The sequence below is a fragment of the Streptomyces sp. NPDC088766 genome, assembly GCF_044750845.1.
Lineage (GTDB): Bacteria > Actinomycetota > Actinomycetes > Streptomycetales > Streptomycetaceae > Streptomyces.
The window spans coordinates 138,403-151,724 of record NZ_JBIVKQ010000008.1 but is presented as its reverse complement, the minus strand read 5'-3'; the positions used below and the strand labels follow the sequence as shown (position 1 = coordinate 151,724).

Sequence of the window (13,322 nt, the reverse complement as noted above, 5' to 3'; positions counted from 1 at the left end):
CGGCGACTGCCATAGTGCCCACATCCCACCCGCAGCGCTGAGCCGCAATCCTGAAGGAGCTGGGCACATGGGGAAGAAGAAGTCGCTCACGGGAGCGTTTCTGGCCGCCACGATCCTGACCGTCGCCGGCTGCAGTGGCCAGGGCACGGCCTCCGGCGAGGCGGCGGAGGCACCCGCCGATCCCGCCGACGCCTCGGGCACCATCAAGGTTCTGACGCACCGCACCGACCTCGTCCAGAACGGGACGATGGACAAGTACGCCGCCGAGTTCAACAAGACCTACCCCAAGGTGAAGGTGAAGTTCGAGGCCCTCACCGACTACGAGGGCGAGGTCAAGATCCGGATGAACACCGAGGACTACGGTGACGTCCTGATGATCCCGGCCGCCGTCGCCAAGAACGACTACCCGAAGTTCTTCGCCCCGCTGGGCAGCCGCGAGGAGCTGGGCGGCAGGTACCGCTTCAGCGACAGGACCGACGTCGGCGGCAAGATCTACGGCATCACCACCTTCGGCACCGCGAACGGCTTCCTCTACAACAAGGCCGTGTGGAAGAAGGCCGGCATCACCGCCTGGCCCACCACGCCGCAGGAGTTCGTCGGCGACCTGAAGGCGATCGGGTCGAAAACGGACTCGGTGCCGTACTACACGAACTTCAAGGACGGCTGGCCGCTGACCGCGTGGAGCAACAACATCGGCTCGGTCACCTGTGACGCCCGGGCCAACGACAAGCTGGCCGGCGCGGTGTCGCCCTGGAGGAAGGGCGGCGAGCTGCACACGATCGACTCGCTCCTCCACGACATCGTCAGTTCCGGCCTGTCGGAGAAGGACCCCGGCACCACCAACTGGGAGGCGTCCAAGGGCATGATCGCCAAGGGCGAGATCGCCACCATGCAGCTGGGGTCCTGGGCCATCACCCAGATGCGCGACGCCGCCCGGCAGGCCGGCACCGACCCCGACGACATCGGCTTCATGCCCTTCCCCGCACAGAAGGACGGCAAGTACTGCGTCGTGCTCGGCTCCGACTACCAGCAGGCGGTGAACGCCCACTCCGAGCACAAGGCCGCCGCGCGGGCCTGGATCGACTGGTTCGCGGAGAAGTCCGGCTTCGCGGCGAAGGAGGGCGCCGTCTCCGCGCTGAAGTCCGCCGAGATGCCGAGCACGCTCAAGGACTTCGTTGACAACGATGTCACCTTCCTGGAGCGCTCCGAGGCGAAGACCGGCGAGGTGAACGCGATCGACAACGCGGCCGAGATCGGCCTCAACAAGCCGGACTACCGGCAGAAGCTGGTCGACACCGCTCGGGGCGCACAGAAGGGCGACCTGGAGGACTTCTTCTCGGACCTCGACAAGCGGTGGAACGAGGCGGCCGGGACCGTCGGCTCCTGACCCCGGCCGGCCCCTCCGACCCGACCCGCCGGACAGCCCCCAGCCGCGGCCGGCCCCGCCCGGACCGACGGACGGGGCCGGCCGGCCGCCGTACACCAGCGGACGACGAAAGGCCCGACATGCCCGAGACGACCGAGACGGCACCCGCGAAAGTGCCGCGCGCCGCCACCCCGCCCCCCGGCAGGCCACGCCGCCCGTCGCCCCGCGGCGGCCCCCCGCTGCTGCGCCGCCTCACCCCGTGGTTCTTCCTCGCCGCCCCCCTGGCCCTGCTGATCACGTTCACCTACGTACCCGTGGGAAACATGATCTTCTACAGCTTCACCGACTGGGACGGCGTCAGCCCGGACCGCGACTTCACGGGCATCGACAACTACCGTCAGATCTTCACCCGGCCCGAGCTGTTCCGGGTGTTCCTCGTCAGCTTCTACTACCTCGCGGCCTCCGCCGTGCAGATCGTGATCGCCCTGTACTTCGCGACCGTCCTCAGCTTCGACCTGCGCCTGCGGAACCTCTTCAAGGGCATCCTGTTCTTCCCCTACCTCGTCAACGGCGTGGCCATCGGCTTCGTCTTCCTCTACTTCTTCCAGGACGGCGGCACGCTGGACTCGGTGCTGTCCTTCTTCGGCGCCGGCTCCGACCACGCGTGGCTCGGCGACCCCGCATCGGCGAACACCTCGCTGGCCGGGGTGTCCGTCTGGCGCTTCACCGGGCTCAACTTCGTGCTGTTCCTGGGCGCGATCCAGTCGATCCCGGCCGAACTGTACGAGGCGGCCCAACTGGACGGGGCCTCCCGGTGGCAGCAGTTCCGCCACATCATCGCCCCGGGCATCCGACCCGTCGTCGGCCTCAGCGTCATCCTGGCCGTCTCGGGGTCGCTGTCCGTCTTCGAGATCCCGTACATCATGACCGGCGGCGCGACCGGCACCTCGACCTTCGTCATCCAGACGGTCAAGCTCGCCTTCCAGTTCAACAAGACGGGTCTGGCCTCCGCCGCCGCCGTCGTCCTGCTCCTGATCATCCTGCTCGTCACCTGGATCCAGCGCCGCCTCGTGCCCGACGAGAAAGTGGATCTCGTATGACCACGCCGCCGCCCGCCGCACGCCGTCGCCGGATCGCTCCGGCCCTGACCTATCTGTCGCTGGTCGCCGCGTCCCTGATCGTGCTGGTCCCGCTCGTCGTCGTCTTCCTGACCTCGCTGAAGACGTCGAAGGAGGTCGCCGACGGCGGCGCCCTGACACTGCCGCGCGACTGGCTCAACTTCGGCAACTACGCCACGGCCTTCACCGACGGCCACATGCTGTCCGCTTTCGCGAACACCGCGTTCATCCTGCTCTTCTCGATCACCGGAACGGTCCTCATCGGATCGATGACGGCCTACGCCGTCGACCGCTTCGCCTTCCGTGCGAAGAAGCCGGTCATGGCGCTGTTCCTGATCGCGACCCTGGTGCCCGGGGTCACCACCCAGGTGGCCACCTTCCAGGTGGTCAACAGCTTCGGCCTGTTCAACAGCCTGTGGGCGCCGATCCTGCTCTACATGGGGACGGACATCGTCTCGATCTACGTCTTCCTGCAGTTCATCCGGGGCATTCCGGTCTCCCTCGACGAGGCCGCGCGCCTGGACGGGGCGAACTCCCTCACCATCTACTGGAAGATCATCCTGCCGCTGCTCAAGCCGGCGATCGCCACGGTCGTGATCATCAAGGGGATCACCGTCTACAACGACTTCTACATCCCCTTCCTCTACATGCCCTCGGAGGACCTGGGCACCATCTCCACCGCGTTGTTCCGCTTCAAGGGCCCCTTCGGTGCGCACTGGGAGAACATCTCGGCCGGCACGATCCTGGTGATCGTCCCGACCCTGCTCGTGTTCCTCTTCCTCCAGCGCTACATCTACAACGGGTTCTCGCAGGGCGCGACCAAGTGACCCCGCGGCACCGCGGCACCGCGGACGGCGGCCGCGGAGCCGGGGTTCCGCTCCGCCCGCCGGGTCGCACGGGACGACGCCCCCCGGTCGTCCGCTCAGGCGGACGGACCGCGGGCCGGGGCCGGAACCGGCCCCCGTCGCGTAGCGGCCCGGCCCGGACGTCTCCCGGGGCGGAGCCGTCCGGGCCGGGCGGGGGCCTCGCCCCAGAGCCGGGACGGTGACGTGGCCGCACCTGCACCGGCACCCGCACCTGCCCGGCACCGGCACCGGCACCGGAAGAAGCGTCCTGGCGTGGCGGCGTACCCCTCGCGCCGGCTGTTCACCGCGGCGCTGCCGGTCGCGTGCGTTCCGGTCCCGGTGACGGCGATGCCCGCCACAGCAGGCCACGCCGCGGCCGTCGGCCGCAACGACCGGGAGGACCGGGAGGACCGGGAGGACCGGGACGGCTGCCCGCCGGACGGCCTCGGTCCGGAACTGGCCGCGACGAGGGTGTTCACCGCATCGTAGGAAGAACGCCGTTAGGCCAATCCGCTCTCCGCCGGGCTCCGGATTACGCGCGTACGCAGCGTCCGTGACCGGCTGAGAGGAAGTGACGATGGCACGCGCACCACGGAGGGAACCGGGGCGGCAGGCGTCCGCGGCGGGAGGGGACCGCGGACGCCGTCGCACGGCCGTCGTGGGCAGCGGGGTGGCGGGCCTGACGGCCGCGTACGTACTCGGCGGCGCTCACCACGTCACCCTCTACGAGGCCGACGACCGGCTCGGCGGGCACGCCCACACCCACCGGCTGACCGGCCGTGACGGACGCACCCACCGCGTCGACTCGGGCTTCATCGTGCACAACGACCGCACCTACCCGACCCTCCGGCGGCTCTTCGGCGAACTCGGCGTCGCCACGCAGGAGTCGGAGATGAGCATGTCGGTGCGGTGCGAGGGCTGCGGCCTGGAGTACGCCGGCGCCCGCGGGCCCGCGGGACTGTTCGCGCAGCCCCGCAACGCCCTGCGCCCGCCCTACCTGCGGATGCTCGCCGAGGTGCCCGCCTTCCACCGCGCGGCCCGCCGTCATCTCGCGCGGGACCCGGACGCCCGGGACACCTCGACGCTGGGAGAGTTCCTCGACCGGCAGGGCTTCTCGCCCTACTTCCGCACCCACTTCATGACCCCGCTGGTGTCGGCCGTGTGGTCCTGCGACGCCGTCACCGCCCAGCGCTACCCGGCCGCCTACCTGTTCCGGTTCCTGGAGCACCACGGCCTGCTCTCCGTGCACGGCTCGCCGACCTGGCGCACCGTCACCGGCGGCTCGCACACCTACGTCGACCGTGTCGCCGAGCGGCTGGACGCGGTCCGCCTCGCCACGCCCGTGCGTGCCGTGCGGCGGCACCCCGACGGCGTGGAGATCACCGCCGAGGACGGCACCACGGAGCCGTACGACTCCGTGGTCGTCGCCACTCACCCCGAGCAGGCACTGCGTCTGCTGGTCGACGCCACGCCGCGGGAGAAGGAGGTGCTGGGCGCGTTCCGCTACGCGCGCAACACCACGCTCCTGCACACCGACACGGCCCTGCTGCCGACGTCCCGGGCGGCCCGTGCCTCGTGGAACTACCTGATGCCGTCGTGCGCGGCGGCCGCCGACCGGGTGCGGGTCAGCTACGACATGAACCGGCTCCAGCGCCTCGACGCGGACGAGACGTTCGTCGTCACGCTCGGCGCGGCCGACCGCGTCGATCCCGCGCGGGTGCTCGCGCGGATGGAGTACGAACACCCGGTCTACACCCCCGAGTCGGTCGCCGCGCAGCGCCGGCTGCCCGGACTCGCCACCGCGGTGACCGCCTTCGCGGGCGCCTACCACGGCTGGGGCTTCCACGAGGACGGCTGCCGGTCCGGGGTGGCGGCGGCCGCCGCGCTGGGGGCACGCTGGTGAGCGACGCACCCGCGCTGTACTCGTGCGCGATATCCCATGTGCGTACGGCACCCTCGCGGTACACGCTGCGCCACCGTACGTACATGTGGTTCGTCGACGTCGACCGGCTTCCCGAACTGCCCTGGTTCTTGCGGCCGTTGGCCCGCTTCGACGCGCGTGACCACTTCACCGGCGACCATCCGTCCCTCCGCGCGGCACTCGACGCGTTCCTCGCCGGCCGCGGCGTGCACCTCGACGGCGGCCGCGTCGTGATGCTCACCCACGCGCGCGTCCTCGGCCACGTGTTCAATCCGCTGACGCTGTACTGGTGCCACGACCGCGACGGCACACCGCGGTGCGTCGTCGCCGAGGTCCACAACACCTACGGCGGACGGCACTGCTACCTGCTGCACCCGGACCCTTCCGGGACGGCCCGGTCCGACAAGGCCTTCTACGTCTCGCCGTTCTTCCCCGTCGACGGCCACTACCGCATGCGCCTTCCGGCGCCGGAGCGCCGGCTCGACCTGGCCGTACACCTGGAGCGCGACGGCGGCAGGGCCTTCACCGCGACCGTACGCGGGGCCCGGCACCCCGTCACGGCGGGGACCGTGCTGCGGCTGGCGCTGCGGCACCCCTGGTCGACGCTCGCCGTGTCGGCCGCCATCCGCCTGCACGGCATCCGCCTGTACCTGCGCGGGCTGCCCGTCCAGCCGCGCGCCGACCACCACGAGACACCGGAGAACGCAGCATGAGGACAGCCGAGACCCGACCCGCCGCCTCGGCACGGACGACCACCGCGGCCGTCGACCCGGCCCGCTGGCCCGACGTGGCACAACCGCCGAAGGCCTCCGCGGGGCGGACCGCGATCACCGCGGCCGTCCTGCGCCGGGCGCTGGAACGACTGCCGTTGCGGGTCAGGTTCGCCGACGGCAGCTGGCTCGGCAGGGGCGGACCGGTCCTGGAGATCCACGACGCGCAGGCGTTCCACGGCCGGATCGGCAGCCGGGGAACCGTCGGCTTCGGCGAGTCGTACATGGCGGGCGAGTGGGACGCCCCCGACCTGGTCGCCGTGCTCACCGTGCTCGCCGGCAACATGGACCGGCTGGTCCCGGCCCCGCTCCAGCGGCTGCGCGCGCTGTGGGCGCCGCGCCGGCCGGCCTCCCAGCGCAACACCCCCGACGGCGCCCGGAACAACATCAGCCGTCACTACGACCTCTCGAACGACCTGTTCGCGCTGTTCCTCGACGACACGCTCACCTATTCGGCGGCGCTGTTCCGGGGCTTTCCCGCCACCTGGGACCTGCTCGCCGCCGCGCAGCACCGCAAGATCGACCGGCTCCTGGACCTGGCGGGGGTCGAGGAGGGCACCCGGGTGCTGGAGATCGGCACCGGCTGGGGCGAGCTGGCGATCCGCGCCGCGGCGCGCGGCGCGCGGGTCACCTCGATCACGCTCTCCGGCGAGCAGCGCGACCTCGCCCTCCGGCGGATCGCGGCGGCCGGTCTCGGCGACCGGGTCTCGGTCGAGCTGCGGGACTACCGCGAGGCGCGCGGCACGTACGACGCCGTGGTGAGCGTCGAGATGATCGAGGCCGTGGGCGCGGAGTTCTGGCCGCACTACTTCCGCACGCTGGAGGCGCGGCTGGCGCCGGGCGGCCGGGCCGCCGTCCAGGCCATCACCATGCCGCACGAGCGGATGCTCGCCAGCCGGACCACCTTCACCTGGATCGCGAAGTACGTCTTCCCCGGTGGGCAGTTGCCCTCGGTGGAGGCGGTCGCCGAGACCGTCCGTGACCACACCGGGCTGCGCCTGGCCCGCCGCGAAGCCCTGGGGGCGCACTACGCGGAGACCCTGCGGCTGTGGCGGGAGCGCTTCACCGGACGCGCCGACGAGGTCGACGCCCTCGGCTTCGACGAGACGTTCCGCCGCATGTGGACGTTCTACCTGGCCTACTCCGAGGCCGGCTTCCGCTCCGGCTACCTGGACGTACAGCAGTACCTGCTCACCAAGGAGAACCACGCCCGATGACCACCACCTCCCGGTCCGGCGCCGCCGGGCGCATCGCCGACCTCGCCGAGACCATGACCGGCGGTCCTCTTCCGGTGCGGCTGCGCACCTGGGACGGCGGCGAGGCCGGCCCGCCCGACGGGCCCGTCGTCGTCGTACGGTCGCGACGCGCCCTGCGCCGGCTGCTGTGGGAGCCCGGCGAACTGGGCCTGGCGCAGGCCTATGTGACGGGTGACCTGGACGTGGAGGGCGACCTGGGCGAAGGGCTGCGGGCCGTGTGGGCCGCCGCACGCGAACGGGACCTGGACCTTCCCCGTCCCTCGGTCGCCGACCGGGCCCGCGCGGTCGGCACCGCGCTGCGGCTCGGTGCGCTCGGTCCGCGGCCCGGCGCGCCGGCCTCGCAGGCCCGGCTGCGCGGCGGTCTGCACAGCAAGGCCCGGGACAGGGCCGCCATCAGCCATCACTACGACCTGTCCAACGACTTCTACCGCCTCCTGCTCGACGAGACGATGGCCTACTCGTGCGGCTACTGGCCCGCCGAGGACCCGGAGTGCACCCCGGCCGACGCCCAGCGCGCCAAGCTGGAGCTGATCTGCCGCAAGCTCGCGCTGGTGCCCGGCGCCCGGCTGCTCGACATCGGCTGCGGCTGGGGTTCGCTCACGCTCCACGCGGCGGAGCGGCACAAGGCGCAGGTCACCGCGGTGACGCTGGCCCGGGAACAGGCGGCGTACGTCCGCGAGCAGGTGCGCGAGCGGGGCCTGGAGCACCGCGTGGAGGTGGTGTGCCAGGACTACCGGGACATCACCGGGGGTGCCTACGACGCCGTCGCCACGGTCGAGATGGGCGAACACGTCGGGGACGCCGAGTACCCGGCGTTCGCGGCGTCCCTGCACCGCCTGGTGCGCCCGCGGGGCCGGGTGCTGGTGCAGCAGATGTCGCGCGGGCGCAAGGCGCCCGGCGGCGGCGCGTTCATCGAGGCGTACATCGCCCCCGACATGCACATGCGCCCGCTCGGCGAGACGGTCGCCCTGCTGGAGCGGGCGGGTCTCGAGGTGCGGTCGGTGGAGTCGATGCGTGAGCACTACGTGCGCACGATCAACGCCTGGCACCGCACTCTGGAGGAACGCTGGGAGGACGTCGTGCGGCTCGTCGGCGTGGAGACGGCGCGCGTGTGGCGGCTGTATCTGGTGGGCGCGGCACTGGCCTTCGAGGAGGGCCGGATGGGCGTCGACCAGATCCTGAGCACCCGGCCGGCGCCGGGCGGGGCCGACGACACCCCCGTGACGCCCGGCGACTGGTACACGGGGCCGGAGCGGTGGTGAACGACGTGGTGTGGAGCGCTTTCGCCGTCAACCTCGCGTGGTCGGCGGCGGCCGCGCTGGGCGTCATGCTGGTCACCTTCGGCATCGCCGTGCGCAAGGGGGTGCACCGGGTCGTCGACGTCGCCTGGGGTGTCGGCTTCACCGCGGTCGCCGCGGTCACCTGGGTGGCGTCGGCCGGCACGGGGGACCCCGGGCGGCGGCTGCTGGTGACCGCGCTGACGGCCGTGTGGGGGCTGCGGCTGGCCGTGCACATCGCCCGGCGCGGGCGGGGGCAGGGCGAGGACCCGCGGTACGAGGCACTGCTGGCGAAGGCCTCCGGCAGCCGGAATCTGTACGCGCTGCGCGTCGTGTACCTCCTGCAGGGCTTCCTGGTGTGGCTGGTGTCGCTGCCCGTGCAGGCGGCCTCCTACGTGCCGGGGCCGATGACGGCACTCGCCTGGGCCGGCGCCGGCGTGTGGGCGGTCGGGCTGGTCTTCGAGGCGGTGGGCGACGCCCAGCTCGCCCGCTTCAAGAGGGACCCGGCCAACAAGGGGCGGATCATGGACCGCGGGCTGTGGAGCTGGACGCGGCACCCGAACTACTTCGGTGACTTCTGCGTCTGGTGGGGGCTGTTCCTCATCGCCTGCGACTCGGCCGGAGCGGCGGCGGCCACGGTCGTCTCCCCGGTGGTGATGAGCCTGCTGCTGATCAACGGCAGCGGGAAGCGGCTGCTGGAGCGGCACATGGCGGGCCGGCCCGGCTATGCCGCGTACGCGGCCCGGACCAGCGGGTTCTTCCCGCTGCCGCCGAAGTGACGTGCGAAGACGGACCGGGCCCCGCCGGTGCCGGCGGGGCCCGGTCCGTCCGGGTCCGTTCAGGCGGTGAACGCCACCACGGCGACCGGATCGGAGGTGGGCCGACGCGAACCGCCCTCGGGCTCCACGGTGATGCCCATTGCGGACGCCCCGTCCAGGGCTCCGGCCATGACGACGGCCTGGTCGGTGCGGTCGGGGTCCATCAGACCGGCGGACCGCATGGTGCCGTGGTCGTCGAACCAGAGCTGGTAGACCTTCCCGGAGGGCGGCCGGTCCATCCCCGAGGCGAGGAAGACGGCCTTGTCCCGGCTGCCGGAGACGACGACGGTGCCGGTGGCGCCGTCGGCCAGACGCGCGGTGCTGGTCCTGGCGTCCGGAGCCGCGAGGACGGCGGCGATCTCGTCGACGCTGCGTTCGGCCCGGCGGGCCTGTTCCCGGGCGTCGTCGGCCCGTTGGTGCTGCCACACGGTCGCGCCGCCCAGTCCGGCGGCGGCCGCGACACAGGCGGCCAGCGCCCACCGCGACATCGTCCGCATGCGCCGGGCGGCACCGACCGAGCGCGCGGGCACGGGTGCGCCGGGGCTGTCCTGCCGGACGGTGGTGATGCGGCGCAGGACCTGCTCGCGCAGTGCCGGGCCGGGTGTGGCGGACGTCGCCAGTCCGAGGCGGGCGGCGGTGGCGGACAGCTCCGCGGTCTCCTCCACGCACAGCTCGCAGTCCTCGAGGTGCCGCTCGAAGTCCTCGCGTTCGTCCGGGGGAAGTGCGTGCAGGGCATAGGCACCTGTCATGCGGTGCAGATCGGCGGTCGTCACGCGCTCACCCCCAGGCAGTCGCGCATCCGGATGAGTCCGTCGCGCAGTCGGGTCTTGACCGTGCCGAGCGGAAGCGTGAGCGCCTCCGCCACCTCGCGATACGTCAGGCCGCGGTAGTACGCGAGCGTGACGGCCTGCCGCTGGATGTCGGTCAGGGTACGCAGACAGCGCCGCACCTGCTCCCGCTCCAGACGGGCCTCGACCTGCTCGGTCACCTCGTCGTACTCCGGTGTCCGGTCCAGCAGCGCCGCCTTGTGATCGCGGACGGCCGCGGCTTCCACGGAGCGGACCCGGTCGACGGCACGGCGGTGCGCCAGCGTCAGGATCCAGTTGATGGCGGTACCCCGGTCGGCCCGGTAGCGCGGTGCCGTACGCCACACCTCCACCAGGACCTCCTGGGCCACCTCCTCCGACTGTGCCTGGTCGCGCAGGACGGCACGGGCGACCCCGAGGACCGACCCCACCACGGCGTCGTAGACCATGGCGAACGCCTTCTCGTCGCCGAGAGCCACCTGGCTCAGCAGTTCCTGCAGGTCCGGCTTGGCCGAGGGGTTCGTGCCGATGTAGACGGCTTCTTTCACAAGGGTCCTCCGAGGTCGGGCTTTTCCGCTGGTAATCCGGTCCCCGGCGGGCGGCGGATTGGTCCCAGTCGTACACCACCCGCGGGCGGTCGCGGGTGGGGTGCGGGGAGCCGGGCAGGAGGACGGGCGAAAGCGCGTCGCCTGCGGACCGAACCGTCGGACCGTCGGCGACGAATCATCAGTGGATCACCGGTCGTCCCGGCCGGGAGACCCCCGCGAACGCCGAGGAGCACCGATGCCCACGCCCGAGAACGAAGCGCCCTCGCAGGTGGCGGTCGAGCCCGCCGGAGCCCTGCTGACACGCCGCGTTCCCCGTGCGGCCCGCGCCGCGGTGCTGTTCCTGCACGGCGGCAGGTCCGACAGCCGGGACCCCTCACGTCCCTGGCATCTGGCGGCCGTGCGGATGAGGCCCGTGGTGCGGGCCGTCGCCGCCGCCGTGCCGGACGACGACGTCTTCCTGGGAGCGGTGCGCTACCGGGTGCGGGGCTGGAACCAGGAGGCTGCCGATCCCCTGCGGGACGCCCGGCGGGCGCTGGCGGAACTGACCCGTCTCGTCGGTGACGTGCCGGTCGTCCTGGTGGGCCATTCCATGGGCGGGCGGGCCGCTCTGCGCGCCGCCTCGGCGCCCCAGGTGCGGTCCGTGGTGGCCCTGGCTCCGTGGTGCCCCGCCGGGGAACCGGTCGCGCATCTGAGGGACAAGGGCATCGTCGTGGTCCACGGGGACCGCGATCGCGTGACCGACCCGGGCGCATCGGCGGCATACGTACGGCGGGCCCGCCTGGCGGGTGCCCGGGCCCGCTTCCTTCCCGTGGTGGGCGGCGACCACGCCATGCTCCGCCACAGCGGAACCTGGCACCGTACGACGGGCTCGGCCGTCGCCGATCTGCTGGCGGTCGAGCGGGGCCCGGCGTAGGAGCCGCCGCGGCCCGCACCGGTGCGGGCCGCGGGGTGGGCGGCAGGGTGGGGGGCAAGGTTCGGAGACGGAGGGGACGCAGGCGACGCGGGCCGGCGCCACTGGCTCAAGAACTGGGGCCACGCCCCGCTCGCGGGCGAGGGCGACGCCCAGGGCCGGCGCCGCGCGACGGGCGGGCGGGCGCCATGAGGAGCGGCGCCGTGAGGACCGGCGCCGTGCGGCCGCCCGTCACGTCCTAGGGCGTGTTTCGAAAGTGGCGTCGTCTGCCCGAAGGGCAGGCCCGGCGGCGTCTGGTGCGTGCGATCGCAAGGCGGAGGGTCGCCCCGATACTGGTTGTATCGGGGTGATCCCGACAACGCGGCGAGCGTGCGTGCCAGACGCCGCCGGGCAGACGGGACTTTCGAAACACGCCCTAGCGTCGTCGCCGTCCGTCGTGGTCCGCTTCTTCCCCGAGCTGCTGCTCAGCAGTTCGCCCGCGGCGATCGTCACGGCCGCCACGACACGGGTCCAGCGGGGCCCGCCGCGAGCCGCCCACACCACACAGACGCATCCTCCGACGACGAGCGCCAGGACGCCCAGCATCACCACGACAGCCATGTTCCCACCCCTGCCTCGTTCCTGAGATCCGGTGATCATCCCAGGACGAGGGGCGATCCCTCAACGGAATGCCGCGCCTCTCCGCGTCCGCGACGCGACCCGCGAGGACGGCTCGGCGCACCGGTACCGCCTTTCTTCGCCCCCCTGCAACCTTTCGCACCCTATGTCGCGAATACGGGGACGAGAGGGAGCGGCGCCGGGCGCAGCAGCCCGGCGGCCAGCCGTCTTCCCGGCCGGAAAGGAAACGCCATGAGGCTTAGCGACGAGCTTCCCGTCGATCACAAGCTCGCCACGGTGTACCGCTACGGAGCCGCGTTCTGCGGTGTGGTCCTGCTCGTCTTCGGCGTGCTGGGCTTCGCGGACCGGCTCGCCCCGTTCAACACCGACGGCGAGAGCCTCGCCGGGCTGACCACCAACGGCGTCCTCAGCCTCGTCTCCGTCGTCGTCGGCCTCGCCCTCGTCGCGGGCGGCGTCGTCGGCGGCAACTTCGCCTCCACGCTCAACATGACCGTGGGCACCCTCTTCCTGCTCAGCGGCTTCGCCCACATCTTCATCCTGGACAAGCCCGCCAACGTCCTCGACTTCGGCATGACCAACGTGATGTTCAGCTTCATCATGGGCCTGGTCATCCTGACCTTCGGCATGTACGGCCGCGTCTCCAGCAAGCTGTCCCACGACAACCCCTACTGGCGCCGCCGCCACCCGCGCGAGGCGGCCCGGGAGTCCCTCGCGCGCCGGCGGGCCGTCACCGCCGCCGCAAGCCTTCCCGGGAGCCATGCCGACGCCGTGGCCGGCCCGGCCCTGACCGGCCGTGTGGGCCATGGCGAGTGACACCGCATCCCGGGCCGCCCGGCGGCATCTGCCGCCGGGCGGCCATGAAGCGGTGGGGCACCGGTGCGCGCCCGACCGTCACGACGGCCGGGCGCGCACCGCCCTGCCGCCGAGTTCCCGCTTCGACGGCGAGCGGTTACCGCGACGCGCGGGCGAGCACGGCCGCCCGCGCGCAGCGGGCGCCCGCCCGGGGCGTCGACTCATCCCCAGGGCTGCCGACGGCACGGGGACAGCTCCTGTCCGCCGACGCCGCGGC

The 13,322-nt window shown here is 72.4% G+C and carries 13 protein-coding genes and 1 pseudogene; 11 read left to right on the top strand and 3 right to left on the bottom strand.

The window, feature by feature from the left end; genetic code table 11:
• The first annotated feature begins 67 nt into the window (after positions 1-67).
• From ACIP5W_RS13900 to ACIP5W_RS13860, 9 genes are all read left to right on the top strand, one after another.
• Entirely contained in the window at positions 68-1,387 is a 1,320-nt protein-coding gene (locus ACIP5W_RS13900) for an ABC transporter substrate-binding protein (RefSeq protein ID WP_401471607.1), read from the top strand.
• A gap of 119 nt (positions 1,388-1,506) precedes the next feature.
• A complete protein-coding gene (locus ACIP5W_RS13895; protein WP_401471604.1) occupies positions 1,507-2,466 on the top strand; it encodes a carbohydrate ABC transporter permease in 960 nt (319 codons plus the stop codon).
• Entirely contained in the window at positions 2,463-3,311 is an 849-nt protein-coding gene (locus tag ACIP5W_RS13890; protein WP_401471601.1) for a carbohydrate ABC transporter permease, read from the top strand. Before ACIP5W_RS13895 ends, ACIP5W_RS13890 begins: the two co-directional genes overlap by 4 nt.
• A 291-nt stretch (positions 3,312-3,602) precedes the next feature.
• A complete protein-coding gene (locus ACIP5W_RS13885) occupies positions 3,603-3,818 on the top strand; it encodes a hypothetical protein (RefSeq protein ID WP_401471598.1) in 216 nt (71 codons plus the stop codon).
• A gap of 88 nt (positions 3,819-3,906) precedes the next feature.
• Positions 3,907-5,232 carry an NAD(P)/FAD-dependent oxidoreductase gene (locus tag ACIP5W_RS13880; RefSeq protein WP_401471595.1) on the top strand — a complete coding sequence of 442 codons (1,326 nt, stop codon included), beginning with the start codon at positions 3,907-3,909 and terminating at the stop codon, positions 5,230-5,232.
• A complete protein-coding gene (locus ACIP5W_RS13875) occupies positions 5,229-5,963 on the top strand; it encodes a DUF1365 domain-containing protein (RefSeq protein ID WP_401471592.1) in 735 nt (244 codons plus the stop codon). The genes ACIP5W_RS13880 and ACIP5W_RS13875 overlap by 4 nt, the downstream gene beginning before the upstream one ends.
• Positions 5,960-7,237: a class I SAM-dependent methyltransferase gene (locus ACIP5W_RS13870; protein WP_401471589.1), complete on the top strand. Its 1,278-nt coding sequence runs from the start codon at positions 5,960-5,962 to the stop codon at positions 7,235-7,237. Before ACIP5W_RS13875 ends, ACIP5W_RS13870 begins: the two co-directional genes overlap by 4 nt.
• A complete protein-coding gene (locus tag ACIP5W_RS13865; RefSeq protein WP_401471586.1) occupies positions 7,234-8,538 on the top strand; it encodes a class I SAM-dependent methyltransferase in 1,305 nt (434 codons plus the stop codon). The genes ACIP5W_RS13870 and ACIP5W_RS13865 overlap by 4 nt, the downstream gene beginning before the upstream one ends.
• On the top strand, positions 8,535-9,332 hold the full coding sequence (locus ACIP5W_RS13860; protein ID WP_401471583.1) for a DUF1295 domain-containing protein: 798 nt from the start codon (positions 8,535-8,537) through the stop codon (positions 9,330-9,332). The genes ACIP5W_RS13865 and ACIP5W_RS13860 overlap by 4 nt, the downstream gene beginning before the upstream one ends.
• Before the next feature lie 59 nt (positions 9,333-9,391).
• Here the strand turns inward: ACIP5W_RS13860 and ACIP5W_RS13855 are convergent, their stop codons facing one another.
• Together ACIP5W_RS13855 and ACIP5W_RS13850 are read right to left on the bottom strand one after the other, a co-directional pair.
• Positions 9,392-10,144, bottom strand: coding sequence for an anti-sigma factor domain-containing protein (locus tag ACIP5W_RS13855; protein ID WP_401471580.1), 753 nt, complete (start codon positions 10,142-10,144; stop codon positions 9,392-9,394).
• A complete protein-coding gene (locus ACIP5W_RS13850) occupies positions 10,141-10,725 on the bottom strand; it encodes a sigma-70 family RNA polymerase sigma factor (RefSeq protein WP_401471577.1) in 585 nt (194 codons plus the stop codon). Before ACIP5W_RS13850 ends, ACIP5W_RS13855 begins: the two co-directional genes overlap by 4 nt.
• Before the next feature lie 235 nt (positions 10,726-10,960).
• Here ACIP5W_RS13850 and ACIP5W_RS13845 point away from each other — a divergent pair, with 235 nt between their 5' ends.
• Positions 10,961-11,638: an alpha/beta fold hydrolase gene (locus ACIP5W_RS13845; protein WP_401471574.1), complete on the top strand. Its 678-nt coding sequence runs from the start codon at positions 10,961-10,963 to the stop codon at positions 11,636-11,638.
• A 417-nt stretch (positions 11,639-12,055) separates the two neighbouring features.
• Here ACIP5W_RS13845 and ACIP5W_RS13840 read toward each other — a convergent pair.
• Positions 12,056-12,235, bottom strand: a pseudogene (locus ACIP5W_RS13840) (hypothetical protein); the annotation flags it as partial.
• A gap of 249 nt (positions 12,236-12,484) precedes the next feature.
• Here ACIP5W_RS13840 and ACIP5W_RS13835 point away from each other — a divergent pair.
• Positions 12,485-13,066 carry a DUF4383 domain-containing protein gene (locus ACIP5W_RS13835; RefSeq protein WP_401471571.1) on the top strand — a complete coding sequence of 194 codons (582 nt, stop codon included), beginning with the start codon at positions 12,485-12,487 and terminating at the stop codon, positions 13,064-13,066.
• Positions 13,067-13,322 lie beyond the last annotated feature (256 nt).